The 20,388-nt window shown below is 69.3% G+C and carries 21 protein-coding genes; 17 read left to right on the top strand and 4 right to left on the bottom strand.

What is annotated here, in order from left to right:
• Positions 1–143 precede the first annotated feature (143 nt).
• From ACI8AF_RS02380 to ACI8AF_RS02350, 7 genes are all read left to right on the top strand, one after another.
• A complete protein-coding gene (locus ACI8AF_RS02380; protein WP_456538059.1) occupies positions 144–1,139 on the top strand; it encodes a phosphotransferase family protein in 996 nt (331 codons plus the stop codon).
• On the top strand, positions 1,136–1,552 hold the full coding sequence (locus ACI8AF_RS02375) for a hypothetical protein (RefSeq protein WP_456538058.1): 417 nt from the start codon (positions 1,136–1,138) through the stop codon (positions 1,550–1,552). Before ACI8AF_RS02380 ends, ACI8AF_RS02375 begins: the two co-directional genes overlap by 4 nt.
• A gap of 24 nt (positions 1,553–1,576) precedes the next feature.
• On the top strand, positions 1,577–2,674 hold the full coding sequence (locus ACI8AF_RS02370) for a hypothetical protein (protein ID WP_456538057.1): 1,098 nt from the start codon (positions 1,577–1,579) through the stop codon (positions 2,672–2,674).
• On the top strand, positions 2,671–3,804 hold the full coding sequence (locus ACI8AF_RS02365; RefSeq protein WP_456538056.1) for a CaiB/BaiF CoA transferase family protein: 1,134 nt from the start codon (positions 2,671–2,673) through the stop codon (positions 3,802–3,804). Before ACI8AF_RS02370 ends, ACI8AF_RS02365 begins: the two co-directional genes overlap by 4 nt.
• Complete coding sequence (locus ACI8AF_RS02360; protein WP_456538055.1) at positions 3,797–4,714, top strand: FAS1-like dehydratase domain-containing protein; 918 nt, start codon at positions 3,797–3,799, stop codon at positions 4,712–4,714. The genes ACI8AF_RS02365 and ACI8AF_RS02360 overlap by 8 nt, the downstream gene beginning before the upstream one ends.
• Complete coding sequence (locus ACI8AF_RS02355; RefSeq protein WP_456538054.1) at positions 4,711–5,367, top strand: TetR/AcrR family transcriptional regulator; 657 nt, start codon at positions 4,711–4,713, stop codon at positions 5,365–5,367. Before ACI8AF_RS02360 ends, ACI8AF_RS02355 begins: the two co-directional genes overlap by 4 nt.
• 331 nt (positions 5,368–5,698) lie before the next feature.
• On the top strand, positions 5,699–6,448 hold the full coding sequence (locus ACI8AF_RS02350; RefSeq protein ID WP_456538053.1) for an enoyl-CoA hydratase-related protein: 750 nt from the start codon (positions 5,699–5,701) through the stop codon (positions 6,446–6,448).
• 179 nt (positions 6,449–6,627) lie between these two features.
• Here the strand turns inward: ACI8AF_RS02350 and ACI8AF_RS02345 are convergent, their stop codons facing one another.
• The 3 genes from ACI8AF_RS02345 to ACI8AF_RS02335 all read right to left on the bottom strand — a co-directional run bounded on the left by ACI8AF_RS02345 (position 6,628) and on the right by ACI8AF_RS02335 (position 9,075).
• Entirely contained in the window at positions 6,628–6,822 is a 195-nt protein-coding gene (locus ACI8AF_RS02345) for a hypothetical protein (RefSeq protein ID WP_456538052.1), read from the bottom strand.
• 373 nt (positions 6,823–7,195) lie between these two features.
• The gene (locus ACI8AF_RS02340) at positions 7,196–7,735 is read right to left on the bottom strand and encodes a RidA family protein (RefSeq protein ID WP_456538051.1); all 540 of its coding nucleotides are present in this window, start codon (positions 7,733–7,735) and stop codon (positions 7,196–7,198) included.
• 317 nt (positions 7,736–8,052) lie between these two features.
• Positions 8,053–9,075 carry an enoyl-CoA hydratase-related protein gene (locus ACI8AF_RS02335; RefSeq protein ID WP_456538050.1) on the bottom strand — a complete coding sequence of 341 codons (1,023 nt, stop codon included), beginning with the start codon at positions 9,073–9,075 and terminating at the stop codon, positions 8,053–8,055.
• A 24-nt stretch (positions 9,076–9,099) separates the two neighbouring features.
• On the opposite strand from ACI8AF_RS02335, the gene ACI8AF_RS02330 reads away from it, so the two are divergent.
• Genes ACI8AF_RS02330 through ACI8AF_RS02320 form a run of 3 tightly spaced genes read left to right on the top strand, consistent with a single transcriptional unit; the run spans position 9,100 to position 11,955 of the window.
• Positions 9,100–10,329 (top strand): enolase C-terminal domain-like protein, encoded by a 1,230-nt coding sequence (locus ACI8AF_RS02330; RefSeq protein ID WP_456538049.1) that lies wholly within the window; start codon positions 9,100–9,102, stop codon positions 10,327–10,329.
• 6 nt (positions 10,330–10,335) lie between these two features.
• Positions 10,336–11,226, top strand: a complete 891-nt coding sequence (locus tag ACI8AF_RS02325) for a ketopantoate reductase family protein (protein ID WP_456538048.1) — start codon at positions 10,336–10,338, stop codon at positions 11,224–11,226.
• Positions 11,227–11,271: 45 nt separating this feature from the next.
• Positions 11,272–11,955, top strand: a complete 684-nt coding sequence (locus ACI8AF_RS02320; protein ID WP_456538047.1) for a TetR/AcrR family transcriptional regulator — start codon at positions 11,272–11,274, stop codon at positions 11,953–11,955.
• Here ACI8AF_RS02320 and ACI8AF_RS02315 read toward each other — a convergent pair.
• On the bottom strand, positions 11,901–12,677 hold the full coding sequence (locus ACI8AF_RS02315) for an SDR family NAD(P)-dependent oxidoreductase (RefSeq protein ID WP_456538046.1): 777 nt from the start codon (positions 12,675–12,677) through the stop codon (positions 11,901–11,903). The two genes, ACI8AF_RS02320 and ACI8AF_RS02315, sit on opposite strands and share 55 nt — an antisense overlap.
• A gap of 213 nt (positions 12,678–12,890) precedes the next feature.
• Between ACI8AF_RS02315 and ACI8AF_RS02310 the strand changes: the two genes are divergently transcribed.
• From ACI8AF_RS02310 to ACI8AF_RS02280, 7 genes are all read left to right on the top strand, one after another.
• Positions 12,891–13,526: a TetR/AcrR family transcriptional regulator gene (locus tag ACI8AF_RS02310; protein ID WP_456538045.1), complete on the top strand. Its 636-nt coding sequence runs from the start codon at positions 12,891–12,893 to the stop codon at positions 13,524–13,526.
• 355 nt (positions 13,527–13,881) lie between these two features.
• A complete protein-coding gene (locus ACI8AF_RS02305; protein ID WP_456538044.1) occupies positions 13,882–15,318 on the top strand; it encodes an ABC transporter substrate-binding protein in 1,437 nt (478 codons plus the stop codon).
• Between the two features lie 74 nt (positions 15,319–15,392).
• Positions 15,393–16,403 carry an ABC transporter permease gene (locus tag ACI8AF_RS02300; protein ID WP_456538043.1) on the top strand — a complete coding sequence of 337 codons (1,011 nt, stop codon included), beginning with the start codon at positions 15,393–15,395 and terminating at the stop codon, positions 16,401–16,403.
• On the top strand, positions 16,400–17,293 hold the full coding sequence (locus tag ACI8AF_RS02295) for an ABC transporter permease (RefSeq protein ID WP_456538042.1): 894 nt from the start codon (positions 16,400–16,402) through the stop codon (positions 17,291–17,293). Before ACI8AF_RS02300 ends, ACI8AF_RS02295 begins: the two co-directional genes overlap by 4 nt.
• A gap of 2 nt (positions 17,294–17,295) precedes the next feature.
• The gene (locus tag ACI8AF_RS02290) at positions 17,296–18,249 is read left to right on the top strand and encodes an ABC transporter ATP-binding protein (protein WP_456538041.1); all 954 of its coding nucleotides are present in this window, start codon (positions 17,296–17,298) and stop codon (positions 18,247–18,249) included.
• Complete coding sequence (locus ACI8AF_RS02285) at positions 18,246–19,097, top strand: ABC transporter ATP-binding protein (RefSeq protein WP_456538040.1); 852 nt, start codon at positions 18,246–18,248, stop codon at positions 19,095–19,097. Before ACI8AF_RS02290 ends, ACI8AF_RS02285 begins: the two co-directional genes overlap by 4 nt.
• A 53-nt stretch (positions 19,098–19,150) precedes the next feature.
• Positions 19,151–20,269: a mandelate racemase/muconate lactonizing enzyme family protein gene (locus tag ACI8AF_RS02280; RefSeq protein ID WP_456538039.1), complete on the top strand. Its 1,119-nt coding sequence runs from the start codon at positions 19,151–19,153 to the stop codon at positions 20,267–20,269.
• Positions 20,270–20,388 lie beyond the last annotated feature (119 nt).

Genomic DNA, 20,388 nt, shown 5'->3' with positions numbered 1-20,388 from the left:
AGGCTGGCATTGAGCGATCAATCAAGTCAACCCCTCGCTTCGTTGGCGCCTCAAATCCGCATGTCGGACGTTGCGTCCTCACGCCGGCTCAGCCTACGGTTGCCCTGGGACTTGAGCGATCAGGAAACCTCGGAGGTGGTGAGATGACCTTGGGACGTGACGCCCTGATCCCACGCATCCAGCACCTGGTCGAACAGCGGGTGCCGGGCAGTTCGCCGGTGGTGCGGGAGCTGCGGCAGCTCTCGGGTGGCCTGTCGCGAGGTACGTGGCGTATGCGCCTGCAGGTAGCCGGGGACCCGACCGACCTCGAGCTCGTCCTTCAACTGCTTCCCGACTCGGGGCTCCTTGAGAGCGACCTGGCCGCGGAGTTCGCCCTGCTCTCCGTGCTGGCCGACACCTCGGTCCCGGCAGCTCGGCCGTACTGGCTGGACGGCGACGGATCGGTCCTGGGCGCCCCGGGTTTGATCACCGGGTACCTGGAGGGCACCTGCGACCCCTTCATTCTGTCCGGCGGTGATTCCCTCGAGGCCAGGGTGGGCCTCGCCAAGCGACTGATGTCGCTGCTCGCCGCACTGGTGAGCACCGACACCGAAGTCCTCGTATCAGCCGGCGCACTCAAGGACCCGGGAACCGATGCGGCTCATCTCGCTGTCGAGGACTGGACCCAGCGGCACGAGTCGGTGCGCCTGGAAGCCAGCCCTGAGCTCGCGCTGGTCCGCACGTGGTTGCTGGACCGGGCACCAGACACGCCACGACGAGTGTTGGTCCATGGCGACTTCAAGCCGGGCAACGTCCTGATTCACGACCACCGGGTCACCGCGCTGTTGGACTGGGAGACGGCGCACGTGGGATCCCCATTGGAGGATCTGGGTTGGGTGACCAACCCGGTCCGACGCCGTGAGCACCAGATCGAGGGGCATTGGGAGGTGCCGCAGATCATCGCAGCCTTCGAGCGTGAGACCGGCATCCTGGTCGACCCCGACGAGCTGCGCTGGTGGAATGTCTTCTCCTGCTTCAAGTTGGCCGTGATCGTCCACGCCGGCGTCCACGGTTACCTGACTGGTGGCCTTCCTCACCTGCACCAGGCACCCACGTGGCTCTACCGAGCGATGTTCGCGATGATCCGGGAGGCATCGTGAGGCCGAGCATCACCGACCAGCTGACCCGGACGGTCGAGACGCTGCGCGAGGTGACGCTGCCCCAGGTGGCCGACCACGCATCACGCCGCGCGACGGAGTCCGCGATAGCCGGCCTCGAGCTCGTCGCTGAGGCGTGGTCGCGCATCCTCCCGTTCCTGGCCTGGGACAACGCCGAGATGATCCGGCTGCTGCAGGAGCGCGATGTGGCCATACCCGGCACCCCCGTGGATCCCCTTGACGTCGAGGCCCATGATCAGCTCAACGAGAAGCTGCGCCAGCGGCTCGAGACCCTCGTCGCGGCCGGGTCGGGCCAGCCGGACCTCGAGCTCCTGGAACATCTCGACAGGCGTGCTCGCCGGTATCCGTTGCGCTACGTGCCGACCCTGAACACCGGCAACGATCCGAAGAAGTAGATGACCATGAGCATGTTGACCCGCATGGACGACACCCTGTGGCACCAGACGTCGGAGCCGTTCGCCTACGTGGGCACCTCTGACCCCCGGTTCTTCGACCGCTACTGGTTCAACGCGGTGGCCCCTGACGGTCGGACCAGCATCCAGGTCACGATGGGCGCCTACCGCAACATGAACGCGCTCGACGCGGGCGTGGTCGTCGTACGCGACGGAACGCAGTACAACCTGCGTGCCTCCACCTCGCTGGGGACGGACTTCGAGAGCACGTGCGGCCCGATCTCGGTGGAGGTCATCGAGCCGCTCCAGCAGCTGCGTCTGCGGGCCGATGACCCTGAAGGCAGGTTGTCCGCCGATCTGACCTGGACGGGCATCGCCCCACCCACCCTGGAAAGGCCCCATTTCGAACGCGACGGCAGTCGGGTGAAGGAGAACTACCAGCGCTTCGACCAGGTGGGGCGTGCCCAGGGACAGCTGCGGATCGGCCAGGACGACGTACCCGTCGAGGACTGGTGGACCTGCCGTGACCACTCCTGGGGAGTACGTCCCCGCATCGGCGTCAAGGAACCGGTCACCGGCCCACGACGCACCCTCGAGGAGGACGGGTTCGCGATGGCGTTCCTCTTCTACTCCACCGACCATCGGGCCGGACACCTGCTGTTCAGCGGCCGGGCCAGCGACGATGGCTACCTCTCCGGCGACCTACGGGCCCTGCCCACCGGCCCCACCGCCGACATCGAGGGCGCGGGTATGGGGGTGGAGCTGCACCCAGGAACCCGCCGCTTCGCCAAGGCCACCTTCCGGGCAGCCACAGCCACGGGCGAGCAGCTTACGTGGGTGTGCACTCCCTTGGGAGCCGCCGTCGCGATGCAGGGCCTGGGCTACTCCGGGGGGTATGAAGACCGCCGCGGCCTCGGCGTGTGGCGCGGGGACGACGTCGTGGAGTACGACGAGTGGGACGTCAGCGATCCCGCCACGATCGTCTATCCCGACGGCTCCAGCGACCAGCACTGGCACCGGATTCAGCCCGTCTCCCTCATTCTCGCCACCGCCGAGGGCGAGACCTCCGGCACGGGGAGCATGACCCTGATTTTGAGCGGGCACCTGCCGAGGTACGGGCTGTGACTACGCCGCCCCTGGAAGGCATCAAGGTCGTCGAGCTCGCTCAGATGGTCGCCGGCCCCGGCGCCGGCCTGCTCCTGGCCGACTACGGCGCCACGGTGATCAAGGTTGAGCCGCCCGCGGGCGACGGTGCGCGCCAGCTGCGGTCCCCCACGGTCCTCGACATCGACCCCTCGCCGGTCTTCGCGGCGTACAACCGGAATAAGTCCCTGGTCACCGCGGACCTGCGCGATGAGCATGACAAGGCAGGGGTGCTCCGGCTGTGCCGGGAAGCTGACGTCGTCCTCACCTCATCGCGTCCCGGCGTGATGGACCGCCTGGGACTCGGCTACGACAATCTGCGCGCCATCAATCCTCGGCTGGTCTATGCGTCTGTGACCGGCTTCGGTCGCGGGCCGCTGGGCCAGAACCGCGGCGGCGTCGACATCCTGGTCCAGGCCGAGAGCGGCCTGATGTCGACCACCGGCGAGGCGGGCGGTCACCCGCTAAAGGTCGGGTTCACCGTCGTCGACGCGGCCGCTGCGCACGCCCTGACCCACGGCATCCTGGCAGCCCTGCTGCGGAGGGAGCGTACGCAAGTGGGCGAGCAAGTCGAGCTCAGCCTCTACGACGCGGCGGTGCACCTCCAGACCGGCCCGCTGGCTGAGTTCCTGCATAGCGGCGTCCAGGGCGAGCGGACTGGCAACACCGCCCCACTCTCCGCCCCCGCGGACCTGTTCTCCTGCGCCGACTCCGACATCGTCATCTCCGCCTACATGCCCCACCACTGGAAAGGGCTGCTGGAGTGCCTCGGACTCGTCGAGCTCGGCGAGGACGCCCGGTTCGCCACCGGGCTGGCGCGTGCCCGCAACCGTGCCGAGCTCTACCCCATCCTCGCCAAGGTCTTCGGGACCCGCTCGGCCACCGACTGGCTGACCGAGCTGACCGCGCGAGGGATCCTTGCCGCCCCTGTCCAAGACCACGCTGGGGTCGTGGCCAGTCCGCTGACCGCGGAGACGGGCATCCTGGTCAACTCTGATGAGGTCAAGGGCGCGGCAACCCCCGTCAGGATGTTCGGCCTGCCCGCGCCGCGACCGGGAGCATCTGCCGGATCGATACACGAAACACGGTGGGAGGGCGGTTCCAATGACTGAGTTCACCGAGCTGGCGACCGCGGTGGCCACTGCCGAGGATCCCTCCCTCCGGACGGCGGAGTTCCCCGTCTCGGCCCACGCGATCACGACCTGGTGCGCCGCGATCGGCGAGGAGAACCCGCTCTACCTGCCCGAGCGGAGCGCGCTCCAGACCGCGCCGATGTCGATGCTTCAGACCTGGGCGGCGCCGAGGACCGTGGAGGGCAGGCGTCGGCAGCCCACCGTGCACGCGCGCGTACGCCAGTTGGCGCGCGAGCAGGCCCTCAACAGCGTTGTGGCGACCAACTACGAGTTGAACCAGTACGCCGACCTGCGCGTCGGCGACCTGGTCACCGAGAGCTGTTGGGTCGACCACGTGAGCGAGCCCAAGTCGACCAGCTTGGGGGACGGACAGTTCGTGACCATTGCGTTCCGCCTGGTCAACCAGGACGGGCAGGAGATCGGATCGGTCCGGGCCCGCACCTTCTACTACCGACCGAACGCCACGCGGCCCCCAGCTGGACCCGCGCGAGCGGTCGATGTACTCGACGAGGCCGAGTTCGTGAATGCAACTCGAACTCTGATCATCGCGGGATCCCTAGCCTCGAACGACCATGAGCCCGTGCACCATGACCACGACGTCGCACGGGAGCAGGGGCTTGGCGACATCATCGTGAGCATCATGACCACAGCCGGGCTGGCCTGCGCCTACGGGCACCGGCGGTGGGGGATCGAGGATCCACGCCACCTCGAGCTGCGTCTCGCGGCACCATCGTTCCCCGGCGACGTAATGACCTTCTCTGGCGAGCCGCACCCGGGCGCTATCGTTCCCGGGTCCGTACGGGTTCAAGCGGCGCATGCGCGCGGGCTGCACTGCACGGCCGTGGTGGCGCCACGACCAGTACATCCGGGGAATCGATCGGAGACATGACCAAGCAGCACCCGGCGACCTCTTCCGAAATCGACCCAGCCGACTGGCAGCGCTACGAGAATCCGCCGCTGCAGCTGCACCCCTTGCTGAGTGCTGCGCTGGACCTCTTCGTGCGTCTCGGCTATCACGGAACCAGCGTCCGCGCGATCGCCGCCGAGGCCGGCATGACCGTGCCGGGGCTGTACTACAACTTCGCGAACAAGCAGGACATCCTCACCGAGCTGCTCACACTCTCGAACCAGGAGCTCACCCGTCGTTCCGAGGCGGCGCTCGCAGCGGCCGGGTCGAACCCCCGCACCCGCTTCGCGGCACTGGTCCGATGCATGGTCCTGCACCTGACCTACATGCAGAAATTCGCTCATCTGGTTCGAGAGATCGACTCCCTGGACGACACGCACCGGCTCAAGCACGTGGAACTGCGTGATCGCTTTCAACGGCGCGTCCTCACTGAAGTGATCGCAGCACAGACACTCGGCGACTTCGGTCCCGGAGATCCCTACGAGACCACCAGAGCCGTGCTCTCTCTGTGCAACGGGGTGGCCGACTGGTTCCGCATCGAGGGCGCCGCGACGCCGGAACAGATCGCCGACCGCTACGTGAACTTCGCGCTACGCCTGGTCCTCGATCGGGAAAGCGTGAGCGACCGAATGTGATTACCACGGCTCCGTGGTCGCCGGCAGCGGCGCGCTGGATCCGGCTGCTTGGATCGAATCGATCGCGGTGCGACGGTGGTGGCCAAAGGGCGGCGTTCAGCGCAGTTCGGAAGGGTTCGCCGAAGTCGCCATATGCAACCGACCTGCAGAGACGCACAGCGGTGAACGTCTCCGAACCCCGTCAAGCCGCCCTGGCAGTGTGCGAACCCGGGAGCCTGCAGCGGTCTGTGACCACCACGTTGACCATCAGCTAGGGGCTGCCCTAACGGACTGGCCGGCACTCTGCGCAGGAGTCGGCCCAGCGACGCCATGGACCGATACGTTGGCCTGCGTGCGGGTGGAGATCGAACGCAGAGGGCGTGTGCTGGTCATCCGGATGCGGCGTGCGGACAAACGCAATGCTGTGGATGCGGCGATGACGGCGGGCCTGAGCACCGCTCTGGACCTGCTCGAGGACGATGATCAGCTGTGGGCGGGGGTTCTCACCGGTGATGACGGGGTCTTCTCGGCGGGAACTGACCTGTTGGCCGGCGCCGGAGCCCCGACGCCGCGCGGCGGCCCGTATGGCGTAGTTCGCCGTTCGCGGACGACGCCGCTGATCGCGGCCGTGGAGGGCCTTGCCCTGGGGGGCGGCATGGAGATCGCGCTCGCGTGCGATCTCGTGGTCGCGGGCAGGAGCGCCGCGTTCGGACTGCCCGAAGTGGCGCGCGGGGTGACCGCCACCTCGGGTGCGCTGTTCCGCGCGCAGCGTGCGCTGCCGCTCAACGTGGTGCGCGAACTCCTGCTCACCGGCGAGCGACTCACGGCCGAGCGGGCCGAGAGACTCGGGTTCGTGAACGTGTTGGTCGACGACGGTCAGGTGCTCGCGGCTGCTGTCGGCCTCGCCGATCAGATCTGCGCCAATGCTCCCGGCGCGGTCCGCGCCACTCTCGCCGCCCTCGACGAGCAGGTGGCCGAGGATGACGACCGTGGCTGGGCGGCCACCGAGCGGGCCGCGCGGGCGGTGCGTGATACCGCCGACTTCCGTGAGGGGCTTCGTGCGTTCGCGGAGAAGCGTCGTCCGAACTGGAGCGGCTGCTAGGGCCGAAGGAAGAGGTCAACTCCTCCACAGGCGGGCAGGTGAGGGCTGTCCCTTTCCTGAACTGATCTGGTCACCGCGTCGCCAACCGTTCCAGAAGTCGGTCGATGTCGTCCGCGGTGTTGTACACGTGCGGCGAGATGCGCAGCCCACCCTCTCGTACGGCGCAGGCGATCTTGTGCTCATTGAGGTCCGCCTGCAAGCAGCACGCCGCGCTCGGCGCAGGTCCGGCCGACCTCCTCCAGCGGAGCGTTGTAGCCGTTGGTGAAGTTCACCAGACTCAACTCGACCACGCGGGTCCGCGGCGTCATCGCCTGGATGATGTCGTCGGCGGTGAACCCGTGCCGACCCCGGTCCGGGACGAAGGCGACCTCCACACCCGTGTCCCGGAGCGTGAGCTAGGGAGATCCCGCTGGGGAATTCCAGTTCGTAGGTCACCACCTGGTCGCCGGGACGCCAATCCAGGCCCAACGAGGCGAGGTACAAGCCTTCCGTCGTGCTCTTGAGGAAGGCCACATCCCGGGCGTCGCAGGCCAGCAGCCGTGCGGCCGTGCCGCGCAGGCGGTCGACGCCGACGAACCACTCCTGGACGAGATCGCCGAGCATCTCGCACGACATGCGACGGGTGAGGGCCTCGACGGTGCGCCGAGGCAGCGGGCCGTACGAGGCTGCGTTGAGATATGCCCATTCCTGCGTGACGGGGAACTCGCCGTCGCGCACGGCCAGTGCAGGCGGACGTGGACCGGTCACCTAGCTCACCACGTCCTTGCCGCTGGCCAGAGCTACGGCCTCGATCTCCACTGCGGCACCCCATGCCAGTGCGTGCACACCCACGGTCGTGCGGGCCGGCGGAGCGTCGCCGAAGATCGACTCGTACACCGCATTCACCGCGGGGAAGTCGGCCATGTCCGTCAGGTACACCGTGGTCTTCGCGACGTCGGCGAGACCGAGGTGCCGTTCGGCCAGCACGGCTTCCAGGTTTCGGAAGATCTGGATTGTCTGTTCTCCGGCACCGCCGTCGACGATCTGATCGGTGCCCGGAGGTATACCCAGTTGACCCGACAGGTAGACCACTTCACCGGCCCGTACTCCCAGCGAGATGGGCAGGCCTGGAACCGTGCCCCAGGAATCGAGTGGCACGACATCCCTCCGTCCTTCGGCGTTGATCTCGACGGCGGACGCGCCCAGGTCGCCGGCCACGACCGTGGCGGCGACGAGCGGCCCGGGATCGACCTCCAGGTCGCGGCGATCGATGCACGTTCCCGGTGGCGTCGACACGAAGATCCGCACGGAGGCCAACATGAGGCCTTCGCCGGCCGCGAGCGCGCCAGCCGCGTCATGCCGACTTCCACCGCTGCTGCGGTGCCGGGTCGGGTGACGGGGACGACGGTGCCGGACAGATAGGCGACGTCTCGGCCCGTCGTCATGTGGCAGTACGCGCCGCGGGAGGCGGCATGAGGTCGCTCCGGGGGAGCCGTCTCATGGCCGGACCGGGCCTCGCCAGTCGCCGGACCGGCTCGGCGCCCGGTCGAGACAGCGACCGGGAGATCGGCACGTGTGCGGAAGCGTGACGGCGCTCCGCGGTCCGGGATAATGACAGCTGCTGCTCATCTTTCCTCCGTCGCCGATTCGTCCGGTGGCGCGTACGCCGGGTTCGGCAGGGCGGCGAAGATGTCGGGTGCGGCCGAGACCGGATCTCCGAACCGGGGCGGGCGCTTCTGCAGGAACGCCTCGACGCCTTCCGCGGCGTCCGCGCTGACCCCGCGGAGGTTGAGAGCGTGCGTCTCCAGCTGGTGCGCGGTCATCGGGTGGTCGACGGCCAGCATCCGCCACAGCAACTGCCGTGCGAGAGAAGCGGAAACGGGCGAGGCGTTGATCGCGATGTCCCGGGCGATGGCCATGGCTGCGTCGAGCACCTCGTCCGGCGGGTGCAGGCTGAGCACGAGCCCGGCATCGAGGGCCTCCTGGGCGCCGATCGTGCGTCCCGTCAGCATCCACTCCATCGCCCGCTGCACCGGGACCACCCGGGGCAGGAACCAGGACGAGCAGGACTCGGGGACGAAACCCCGGCGGGTGAAGGGGAACGCCACCTTGGCGTCGTCGGCCAGGACTCGCAGGTCGCATGGCAGCGTCATCGTGATGCCCACGCCCACGGCGTGTCCGTTGATGGCCGCGATGACCGGCTTGGCCGAGTTGAAGATCCTCAACACGACGCGGCCGCCCCCGTCCCGCCGCATCGGTAGGTCCTCTCCGGGAACCGAGAACTGGGTTTCGGCGGGAGCGTCCTCGCTGGTCCGCCACGCCGCGAACGGTGACGCGCTCGTGTCCGACGGGGTCAGCTCCATGCCGGCGCAGAAGCTGCGTCCGGCGCCGGTCAGGACGACGACCCGCACATCGTCGTCGGCGTCGGACCGGTCGAAGCACTCGATCAACTCCGCCTCCATCCGGTCGGTGAAGGCGTTGAGGACGTGGGGCCGGTCGAGCGTGATCACCGCGATGGATCCGTCGACCGCATAGGACACGTGGTCGGCGCTCGGCGGGTCCCCGGAGCCGCGTTCCTGCCCGCGCGTCCCGCCCTGGGGCGCATGCGTCGCAGGGACACTGCGACGACGAACTCTCTCCTCGGCCATGGCGCCTCCCGGAGGCTCGATTGCGTGCCCAGCAGACCGGATCTTGACACGTTTGTCAAAGTCCTGTTGCCTTCCATTCGTGACGGGGGTCACCCCGCTCGTCACGGCTTCCGGCGCCTGCTCCCGGCAGCGCTGCTCACTCGAGGAGACCTCATGAGGATCAAGAACCTGCGTGTCCGCGTGGTCGAGCCACCGGAGTTCATCTTCCAGTGGCGAGAGGACATCCCTCCGGTGCAGTTGACCATGACGGTCTTCGAGGTGGAGACCGACGAGGGCATCACCGGGGTCTCGACCTCGTGGCTTCCGGGCGCACCGCGGGAGATCGGCGAGACGGCTGATCACTTCTTCCGTCCTATGCTCGTCGGCGCCGACGTGCACCACCGGGAACGGATCTGGCACGAGCTGATGGCCTTCGCGCGCTACATGATTTCCCCGAAGGCCGCGAGCAACATCGACATCGCGTTGTGGGACATCGCCGGCAAGGCGGCCGGGCTGCCCGTCTACAAGCTGCTGGGGGCTCAGCGCGAGCAGATTCCGGTGTACGTCACGACGGAGACCCAGAAGGAGGCGCAGGACTACGCGGAGATCGCGCTGAAGTGCCAGGCCGCGGGGCTGCACGGGGTGAAGCTGCATGCGGCAGCCACCCCGGACAAGGACATCGAGGCATGCCGCGCCACCCGGGCAGCGGTGGGGGACAGCTTCACGCTCATGCTCGACGCGACGAGTGCCTATGACTGGCAGGACGCCGTGCGGGTCGGCCGGGAGATCGAGAAGCTCGGGTTCCACTGGTACGAGGACCCGATGCGCGACGACGACCTCGCCGGCTTCGTACAGCTGTGCCAGGTGCTGGACGTGCCCGTCTTCATGGGCGAGTCGACGGCCAGGGGTCCGTGGCCGTACGCGCACTACCTCTCGATCGGTGCAGCTGACGGGCTGCGCACGGTCGGGGACATCGCCGGCGGCATCACCGGCCTCCGCAAGATCGGCGCCCTCGCCGAGCTGCACAACCGGCGGATGGAGCCGCACTCGTACGGTTCCACGCTCGTCCAGGCCGCCCACCTGCACTACATCCTGTCGGTCCGGAACTGCGAGTTCTTCGAACTCCCGTACCCGCGGGGGCCGCTGGACTTCGGCATGCGCGACACCGTCGAGATCAGTGAGGACGGGCACGCGCTCGCTCCGACGAAGCCCGGGCTCGGCTATGACGTGGATTGGGACGTCGTGGACAACCACACGATCGCGTCCTACGGCTGAGTCGATGTGACCGGCCAACGCGTTCTGGTCCTGGGCGCCGGCGGCATCGGTGGCTTGCTGGCGGCCAGGCTGGCGGACGACCCGGAACTGAGCGTCTCGATCGCGGTGCGGCGGCCGACCCCCGCCCTGAGCTTCACCGCCCACGGGTCCCTGACGTTGCCACCCGTGGACGTCGTCACGTCGGCCGAGAGCTTGGGTCCGGTGGACTGGGTCGTCGTCGCGACGAAGGCCTACGACGTCGCCGGGATCGCGCCGTGGCTGGGTGCGCCGGCCTGCGAGGGCGCGCGCATCGCCATCGCGCAGAACGGTGTGGAGCAGGTCGAGCGGGTGGCGCCCTACGCCCCGCTCGACCTGCTGCTACCGGTCATCGTGACCTACGGTGCCGAGCGGCCGGGGCCCGGCGAGATCGTCCAGACACTCGCGGGCACCACCCGGGTCCCCTCCGGGCCCTTGGGCGCCGCCTTCGCCGCGATGGCCGCTCGCAGCAGCCTGGCGGTGGACGTCGTCGAGGACTTCCCGACGGCTCTGTGGACGAAGCTCGCCTGGAACCTGGTGGGCAACTCGCTGTCGACGATCACCGACCTCCCGGTGCGGGAGATCGGTCGACGACCTGAGCTCCGCGCGCTGGCGACGCGCCTCGTGGAAGAGTGCGCAGCGGTCGCGCGATGCGAGGGAGCGACGCTGGAGCCCGACCTCGTGGAAGGAATGCTCGACGTTTTCGCCGGCTTCCCGACAACTGTGCGCTCGTCGATGTGGCAGGACCGGCGCGCCGGGCGGCCGCTGGAACACGACGCCATCAGCGGGGCAGTCGTCCGAGGCGGCGAACGACGCGGGATCGAAACGCCCTATTCTCAGATGGCAACGCTCCTACTGGCGTCCCTCGGTGAGGGGCGCTGACAGACGGCCGGGCGGCCCTGCTGGGCGACGGGAATGGAGGAACGCATGCCGGGGCCCACTGAGGCGCAGCAGGTCCGACGTGACAACGGCCCGGCGTCGGTCCGCGGGGCGCTGCGCAAGCGGGAGTTGCTCGAGGCCGCGCGCCGCGTGTTCGAGGAGCGAGGGTTCATCGAGACCCGAGTGAGCGACATCGTCAAGGAAGCGCGGGTGTCGCACGGCACCTTCTACACCTACTTCGACACGAAGGAGGCCGTCTTCGAGGCGGTCTCCCACGATGCCATCGACGCCATGCTGGCCTCGATGGCGATCTCGATCCCGTCCGGCGACTTCCACGACCGCGTCCGCGGGTCGATGCGCCGCTTCATCAGGGCGTACCGCCCGCACGCGACCATCATCGGGCTCATCGAGCAGGTGGGCACGTTCTCCCCGGAGATGCGGGAGCTCCGCCTCGACGTGCGCAACAGCTTCGTCCAGCGCACCCGTCGCGGGATCGCCCGCATGAAGGCCCAGGGCCTGGCTGATGCCGACCTCGACGAGGAGTACACGGCCGAACTGCTCGGAGCGATGATCGAGCACACCTGCTACCTCTGGTTCTCCCTCGGCAAGGAGTTCGAGGAGGAGCGCCTCGTCGACGCGTTGACCTCCATCTGGGAGAGAGCGCTGACGCCGCGCCATCAGCTGACCGGGGACAGGCCGCCGTCCACGTTGAGGGAAGCCCCCGTGACGTAGGAGGCGCGCGGGGACAGCAGGAAGGCGGCCACGTCGGCGAACTCCTCGGCGCGGCCGGCTCGGCCGAGCGGCACGTCGAGCGAGCGGGCCAGCCCGTGCACCAGTTCCGCCGGCGAGACCCCGGACGCCGCCGCGGCCGCGTCCCACTGCCCGCTGTGCATCACGCCGATGAGCGCGGCGTTGACGCGGACGCCCTCGGCGGCGTGCTCGGCCGCGAGGGTCTTGGTCACGGCCATCCCGGCCGCTCGCAGTGCTGAGCTGGGAAGCCCGCCGGCCCGCTGAAACCGGCCGAAGACGCTCAGCACGTTGAGGATCGCGCCGCGGCTGGCGATGAGCGCGGGCATCGCCATGCGGCTGAGCCGCACGCCGGCGAGGAGCTTCAGCTCGAAGTCCGCCTGCCAGGCCTCGTCGGGCAGGTCGATCAGCCGGCCGCCCGTTCGATGACCCGCGTTGTTCACCAGGCCGTCGAGACCCCCGAAATGGGCGGTAGTCGCCTCCACCGCCCGCGCGCAGTCCGCCGCTGACGTGACGTCCCCGCGGATCGCCAGCAGCGACCGTCCCTCACCGGACAAGGCCTGGCGCGCCGACTCCAGCCGGTCCGCGTCACGCCCCAGGACGGCGACGCGTGCCCCCTCGCGGAGAAGACGGTCCGCCAGGGCGCGACCGAGGCCGCTCGAGCCGCCGGTGACCAGGAAAGCGCGACCGGCGAGGTCCAGGTCCACGGGCTGTCACCTCGGTTGACCGATGAGGGCGGGGTTGCCCACCTGACCCCCGGGCCGGCTCGTTCGAGCGCGGCCGGTGGGCTCGCCCAGGTGGATCAGGACAAAAGTGACGTCTTGGTCGACAGGGCGTTGGTGAGCTGACATGCTGTCTGTGACGTGGCGCACTGTCAAGTCGACGACGTTATGTCCGGTTCGGAGCGGAAAGAGCGTGGCGTGAGCGAACAACCAGATCCCTCCGTGGCACGCCGACCTGCGCGGCGGCCACGCCTCACGGTGCGCGACGAGTACAAGGCGCTCACGCGGCAACGGCTGGTGGACGCGGCGTTCGAGGAGTTCGCGGACAAGGGCTATGCCCAGTGCACCGTCGAGGACATCGCGCGGCGGGCCGGCACGAGCCGGGCGACCTTCTACGCGCACTTCGCGGGGAAGCTCGAACTGGCCGATGGGATGTGGGAGGTCACTCGTCGCCCCCTCGTCGCGCTGTACCGCGACCTGGCTCGAACGGAGGTGCGCGACGCAGCGGCGCTGGAGGCCTGGCTCAGGCGGACATTCGCCTGGTACGAGGGTAATCGCGCCCGTCTGACCGCCATCCACGAGGCGATCACGCTCGAGGACGAGATGTCCGAGGCGTACCTGGAACGCGTGTCCGAGGTGGCCGCGCTGGTCGCACCGCTGGTGCGCGAGGAGCACATCAACACCGAGCGCAGTGCCTGGCACCGCGCCGCCCTCCTCACGCTCCAGCACGAGCGCTTCTGCTTCTTCTGGATCCTGCGCCGCATGCCGTTCGATCCCGACGAGGCGGTGCACGCACTCGTGGACGTGTGGGTCGAGGCCGTCGGGAACTCGTAGTGAGAGGTCCGCCGGCCCGAGATATCCGGACGGACTCGCTCGCGGCTCTTGACACGCGAACGTGGGCGCCATCACATTGATAGCCGCGTCAACATCCGGCCCGACAGACGAGTCGTCAGCGGGCGCGATCCCGTTCAGACAGGAGACAGGAATGTCGAACCGCAGCAGTGATCGGCGACGAAGCCGCCGCTCCGGTTTGCACCCTCGTGCTGCCCGCTCGCTGACAGCCGTCCTGGCTGCCCTGGCGGTCAGCTTCGCGTCCGCCTGCTCGGGGCAGTCACCCGCAGCCGAGGAGAGCAACGCCGTTGAGGGGGAGGCCCCGGAAGTCGCGGAGAACCAGACGCTGACCGTCGGCGTGGCCACCCTGCAGCAGCAGTACCGCGACCCCGTCCTGGCCAACGAGGGCGGCAACACCTACCCGATCAAGTGGTCCGTCGGTGAGCCGCTGATCCGTCAGGAGAACGACCTGACGCAGGTGCCGGCGCTCGCCACGGAATGGACCATCAGCGACGACGACCTCACGTGGACGATCTCCCTGCGCGAGGGCGTCACGATGCACGACGGCTCCGAATTCACGGCACGAGACGTGGAGACCTCGATCAACCGGGTCAAGGGTCCCGACTTCACGTCCTACGCGGCCTACACCAGGAAGATCGCCTCGGTCGAGGTGGTGGACGACCTGACCATCCGGATCACGACCACCGTTCCCTACGCCAACCTGCTGTTCGACACCCCCGCACCGGTGGCCACCGACTACTACAACGAGGTGGGGGAGGAGGCCTTCCGGGAGGCCCCGATCGCCGCGGGCCCGTGGAAGTTCGAGTCCGCCGTCTTCAACGAGTCCATGACCCTGACCCGGTTCGACGACTTCTGGGACGAGGACCGGATCGCGAACTTCGAGACCCTGGTGCTGCGGATCATGCCGGACGAGAGCAGCCGCGTGGCCGGCCTGCAGACCGGGCAGATCGACGTTGCGCAGGGTCTGACGCCCAACAGCGCCGACCAGCTCCGCAACGCTCCGGGCATCTCCCTGGTCTCCTCGGAGCAGGCGAGCGTGGCGAACGTCTTCTTCGTCGACAACTGGTTGCCGGCGGACTCCCCGCTCAAGAACCCGGATGTGCGGCGGGCGCTGATGCTGGCCATCGACCGGGAGAGCATCGCGAACTCGCTCTACCGCGGATTCGGGACCGTGCCCACCAACGCGACGCTGCCGGTGACACTGGGGCACGACGAGAGCCTCGAGGCCCACCCGTACGACCCGGAGCAAGCACAGCAGCTGCTGGCCGAGGCGGGCGTGTCCGACCTGGCGTTCACCATGCACTTGTACAACGCCACGACGGCGATCGCGGATGTCGTCCGCTTCGCCGAAGCGGTCGCCGGCTACTGGCGGGACATCGGGGTCGACGTCACCCTCGACGTGCTGGACCCGGCCACGTACCTCGACCAGGTGGTCAAGCACCAGCTGTCCGGTGCGGTCGTCCTCGGTACGCCGGGCCTGCTGATCTCCGACCCGGAGAAGCTCTCGATCTTCTACTCGTCCACCGGCGGGTACAGCACCGTCCAGGGCGACGCCGAGCTGGACGCGATGTTCGCCGAGCTGAGTGCCACGGTCGACCGCGACGCCCAGGCCGAGATCGCCGGGGACATCAGCCGGTACCTGCACGAGACGCTCTACGGCCTGCCCGTGGTGGCCCTGGATGCGGTGTACGGCGTCGGGCCCAAGGTCGCCACCTACGAGTTGATGGAGGGGAACCCGTACGCCGGGCCCTTCTACTACCTGCGCGCCAACTGACGGAATCCGGTGTGGTGCCCGGCCGCTGCGGCCGGACACCACACCGGACTCCCTGACCAGGACCCGGTGACACCGTGTCGAGATTCCTCGTCAGTCGACTCCTCCAGGCCCTCGTGGCGATGTGGGTCGTCGTGACCATCGTCTTCTTCCTCGCGCGACTGGGCGGCGACGCGGCAGCGCTCCTGGCTCCCGCGGATGCCACGCCCGAGCAGATCGAGCAGGTCCGTGTGCAACTGGGGCTCGACGAGCCTGTGCTCATCCAGTACCTGCAGTACCTGGGCGGCCTCCTCACCGGCGACCTCGGCACCTCGACGAGCTACCGCCAGCCGGTTCTGGATCTGGTGCTGCCCGCCATGTACAACACCGCGCGGCTGGCACTGACCGCCTTCGTGATCGCCGTGCTGGCCGGCGTCGCCCTCGGCGCCCTGGCCGGCGTCCGCGCGGGGACCGGCTACGACCGCAGCATCCGGGTCCTCGCGGTGCTGGGCCAGTCGGTCCCCTCCTTCTGGCTGGGCATGCTGCTGGTGCTGCTGTTCTCGGTCACCCTGGGCTGGTTGCCCGCCTTCGGATCCGAGGGCTTCACCAGCCTGATCCTTCCCGCGTGCGCCCTCGCCGCCTTCCCCCTCGCCTCGATCGCCCGGCTCACACGGTCTTCGGTGCTGGAGGTGGTGGGCCGCGACCAGACGACCTTCCAACGGTCGAAGGGGGTCGGCAGCGGCAACCTCCTGACACACGTCCTGCGGAGCGCGTCGCTGCCGGTCGTGACGCTGGCCGGGATCCAGCTCGGCGCGATGTTCTCCGGCACGATCGTGATCGAGAACCTCTTCGCCTGGCCGGGCGTCGGTCAGCTGGCCATCCAGGGCATCGCCGCCAAGGACTACGCCCTCATCCAGGGCATCGTCATCGTGAACACCTTCGTGTTCGTCGCCCTGCTCTTCCTGGTCGACCTCTCCTACGGCTGGCTGGACGCCCGCGTGCGGCACAGCGGCGGACGGCGGAGGGGCTCCGGGGCGCCGTCGTCGCCGGCCGACGCCGGCGAGGCCGCTCCCCTCGTCACCTCGGGAAAGGCGGGTGAGCAGGCATGAGCACGGAGCTGGCGGTGCTCGAACGGGACACTTCTCGAAGCAAGCTGATGGGCCGCTTCCGGCGGCGGCGTCGGACCCGCTGGCCGATCTTCTCGGGCGCGGTCATGGCCGCGTTCGCCCTCTGCGGCGCGTTGGGCGGCGTGCTCGCCCCCTACGACCCCGAGCAGAACGACCTCAGCGTGGCACTGCGCCCACCGGTGTTCGCCGGGGGCACCGCCGACCACCTGCTGGGCACCGACCAGCTCGGCCGCGACATCCTCAGCCGGCTGCTGGCAGGTGCGCAGGTGTCCTTCCTGGTCGCGGCCGGCGCCGTGCTCATCGCGGGGGCACTCGGCCTGCTGATCGCCCTGCTCGCCGGCTTCATCGGTGGGCGGCTGGACACCGGGCTGACCCGCGTGGCGGACGCGTCGATGGCCTTCCCCGTGGTCCTCCTCGCCATCGTCATCGTGGCCGTGTACGGCAAGAGCCTGGTCGTCGTGGTGCTGGTGCTGGTCCTCGCCACCTGGCCGCAGTACGCCCGCGTGCTGCGCAGCGAGGTCATCCAGACCAAGACGCAGCACTTCGTGACGATGTCCGGCGTCATGGGCGGGAACCGTTTCTGGGTCATTACCCGGCACGTCGTGCCCAACGTGATCCCGACGCTCCTGGTGCTGGCCACGCTGCAGGTCGGGCTCGCGATCATCGCGGAGGGGTCGCTGAGCTTCCTCGGCATCGGCGTTCCGCCGCCGGCCGCTTCCTGGGGGAACATGCTGGCCGACGGCCGGACGTTCCTCGCCACCGCGTGGTGGCTCCCCGTCCTCCCCGGCATCGCCCTCAGCGTGACGGTGCTTGCCGCGAACCTCCTCGGCGACTGGCTCCGCCAGGCCCTCGACCCGGCAACGAGGCGATGACCATGCTCGACATCCGAAACCTGACCACCCAGTACTTCCAGGGAGGGCAGGTCGCCGCGGCGGCCCGGGGGGTGAGCCTCCAGCTGGAGCGGGGATCGGCCACGGCACTCGTCGGCGAATCCGGCTCCGGGAAGAGCACCGTCGCCATGAGCGTCATGCGGCTGATCAGGCCGCCGATCGGTGACATCGTGGACGGACAAATCCTGGTCAACGGCCGGGACGTCACCGCGGCCTCCAAGGCGGAGGTCCGTGACATCCTGCGCACCGAGATCGGCTTCGTCCCGCAGGACCCGACCACGGCGCTGGACCCCCTGTACACGGTCCGCTCGCAGATCGCCGAGGCGATGCCGCACGTGCCGCGGCACGAGCGCGACGAGATGATCGTGCGCCTGCTCGACTCGCTGGGCATCGCCAACGCCCGGGACCGGTTGCGCGAGTACCCCCACCAGTTCAGCGGCGGCATGCGCCAGCGCGTCGCGATCGCCATCGCCCTGGCGAAGGACCCGAAGCTGCTCATCGCCGACGAGCCGACCACGGCCCTGGACGTCACGACGCAGATCGGGATCCTCCGGCTGCTGGACCGGCTGCGCCGCGAGCACGAGCTCACCACGCTCTTCATCACGCACGACATCCGCGTCGCCCGGCTGGTCTGCCAGCAGGTCGCCGTCATGTACGGCGGCGTGGTGACCGAGCGCGGTCCGCTGGCGACGGTGGCCGAGCGTCCCTCGCACCCGTACACGCGGGCGCTGCTCGACGCGAGCTCGCTCAACGTGCCGCCGCGCACGAAGTTGAGGGCCATCCCCGGCAGTCCGCCGTCGCTGTTCGCCATGCCGGAGGGCTGCCCGTTCGCCGCCCGGTGCCCCAACGCGACCGAGGTCTGCGCCAAGGAGATGCCGGCGACGACGACGCGCGCCGACGGCGTGTCCTACGCCTGCTGGAACCCGGTGCAGGCATGACCGACTACGTCCTCGAGGCACGCGGGGTCGTCAAGACCTACCACCCCCGGCGGCACGAGGCGGTGCACGCGCTCGCCGGCGTCGATCTCGGCGTGGTACCGGGCGAGATGCTCGGGCTGGTGGGGGAGTCCGGGAGCGGCAAGACCACCCTCACCCGGCTGCTGCTCGGGATCGAGACGCCCACGTCCGGCTCGGTCTTCTTCCACGGCAAGGACCGGGCGCAGTTCACCGCGGACGACCGGCGTGACTACTACAACGCGGTCTCGGCGGTCTTCCAGAACCCGTACAGCTCGCTGAACCCGCGGCGGCGCCTGTGGGACATCATCACCGAGCGCCGCGCCATCGCCGGCAACGCCTCGCGCGCGCAGCGGCGGGCACGGGCGGCGGAGCTGCTGGAGATCGTGTCGCTGCCGGCCGAGTTCGCCGACCGGTTCCCGCACCAGCTCTCCGGGGGGCAGCGGCAGCGCGTGGCCATCGCGCGCGCCCTGGCCGAGAACCCCGACGTCATCGTCCTGGACGAGCCGATGTCGGCCCTCGACGTCTCGGTGAGCGCGCAGATCGCCAACCTGCTGCTCGACCTGCAGGCGCAGTTCGGGGTGAGCTACCTCTTCGTCGCCCACGACATGCACATGGTGCGCCACCTCTGCCACCGGGTCGCGGTGCTCCTCAAGGGCCGCATCGTCGAGGAGGGCCCGGTCGCCGAGGTCCTCTCCCATCCTCAGCACGAGTACACACGCAACCTCATCGCGGCTTCCGAACTCGCCTCCCTCGACGTCCAGGAGCTGTCCGCGCCGCCACCGGCGCAGCACGCGGAGGCCCCGGCCCCGCCCACCGTCGCACGAGCCTGACTCGGGCCCGTGTCTCCGTTCGGTCCACGAGCAGGAACAGGAAAGGACAGCACATGAAGATCACCGGGATCACGGCCACGCAGCTTCAGCCCACCGAGCAGGACTTCAAGTACACCGAGGCGTGGCGGCCCAGCAAGGTGGGGATGATCCTGTTCCGGATCACCGGCGAGGACGGCCACGAGGGCCACTGCATCACGTGGCTGTGCGGGCCGGGGGCGACCGAGGACTGGCTCCCGCGCCTCCGCGACACCCTCGTCGGCCGGGACGTCCACGACGTCGAGGCCATCTCCTACGAGCTGACCGACCGGCTGACGGCCCCGAACCCCGTTGCCTCGGCCGTCGACATCGCCCTGTGGGACCTGCTCGGCAAGCACCACGAGACACCGGTCTACAAGCTGCTCGGCGCCGCCCGCCACGAGCTGCGCGCCTACGCGAGCACCGTCTACTACCCGACGATCCAGGAGTACATCGACCTGGCGCTGCAGTGCCGGGACGAGGGCTTCAACGCCTACAAGCTGCACCCGTTCGGTGTGCCGGACAAGGACATCGAGCTGTGCCGCGCCGTCCGCGAGGCCGTCGGCGACACCATGGACCTGATGCTCGACCCGGTCAACGCCTACGACCGCATCGGCGCGTTCAAGGTCGGGCGCGTGCTCGAGGAGCTCAACTTCTACTGGTACGAGGCCCCCATCCCCGACACCGACATCCAGGGGCTGACCGACCTCACCCGCAGCTTCGACATCCCGATCACCGCCGTCGAGAGCGTCTCCGGCGGACTGCTGCACTACCCCCAGTACCTCGTCGGCCACGCCGTCGACTCGGTCCGCTCGGTCGGCGACTGGATCGGCGGCATCACCGCCATGCGCAAGTCCGCGGCCCTGTGCGAGGCGTTCGGCGTCAAGTACGAGCCGCACAGCTACGGGACGACGCTGGTCCAGGCCGCGCACTTCCACGTCATGCTCGCGATCCACAACTGCGACCTCGTCGAGCTGCCCGTCCCCACCGGAATCCTGGACGCCGGCATGAAGAACGGCCTGCGCGTCGACAAGAACGGCAACGTGCCGGCGCCGACCCTGCCCGGCCTCGGCTACGAGATCGACGAGGACGAGATCGACCGGCTGACCGTCCGGGAGCTCACCGTCGGCTCGGGAACGGCCATGTCCGGTCACTGACCGGCAGGCCCCCGCACCCGTCAGGGGGCCCGGGGGGGGGGGGGGGGGGGGGGGGGGGGGGGGCGCGGGGGGGGGGCGCGCGCGCCGCCGCCGCGCCCCACGCCCCCCACGGCGCCCTC

Source organism: Blastococcus sp. SYSU D00669 (assembly GCF_054050715.1).
Note: the sequence above shows the minus strand (reverse complement) of the source record. Positions and strands in the feature narration are given on the sequence as shown.

Bases quoted from the DNA above. Each gene is read 5' to 3' on its own strand.
- ACI8AF_RS02380 (WP_456538059.1), top strand. From the start codon at position 144: ATGACCTTGGGACGTGACGCCCTGATCCCACGCATCCAGCACCTGGTC.
- ACI8AF_RS02370 (WP_456538057.1), top strand. From the start codon at position 1,577: ATGGACGACACCCTGTGGCACCAGACGTCGGAGCCGTTCGCCTACGTG.
- ACI8AF_RS02360 (WP_456538055.1), top strand. From the start codon at position 3,797: ATGACTGAGTTCACCGAGCTGGCGACCGCGGTGGCCACTGCCGAGGAT.
- ACI8AF_RS02355 (WP_456538054.1), top strand. From the start codon at position 4,711: ATGACCAAGCAGCACCCGGCGACCTCTTCCGAAATCGACCCAGCCGAC.
- ACI8AF_RS02335 (WP_456538050.1), bottom strand. From the start codon at position 9,075: ATGGCCGAGGAGAGAGTTCGTCGTCGCAGTGTCCCTGCGACGCATGCG.
- ACI8AF_RS02320 (WP_456538047.1), top strand. From the start codon at position 11,272: ATGCCGGGGCCCACTGAGGCGCAGCAGGTCCGACGTGACAACGGCCCG.
- ACI8AF_RS02295 (WP_456538042.1), top strand. From the start codon at position 16,400: ATGAGCACGGAGCTGGCGGTGCTCGAACGGGACACTTCTCGAAGCAAG.
- ACI8AF_RS02290 (WP_456538041.1), top strand. From the start codon at position 17,296: ATGCTCGACATCCGAAACCTGACCACCCAGTACTTCCAGGGAGGGCAG.
- ACI8AF_RS02285 (WP_456538040.1), top strand. From the start codon at position 18,246: ATGACCGACTACGTCCTCGAGGCACGCGGGGTCGTCAAGACCTACCAC.
- ACI8AF_RS02280 (WP_456538039.1), top strand. From the start codon at position 19,151: ATGAAGATCACCGGGATCACGGCCACGCAGCTTCAGCCCACCGAGCAG.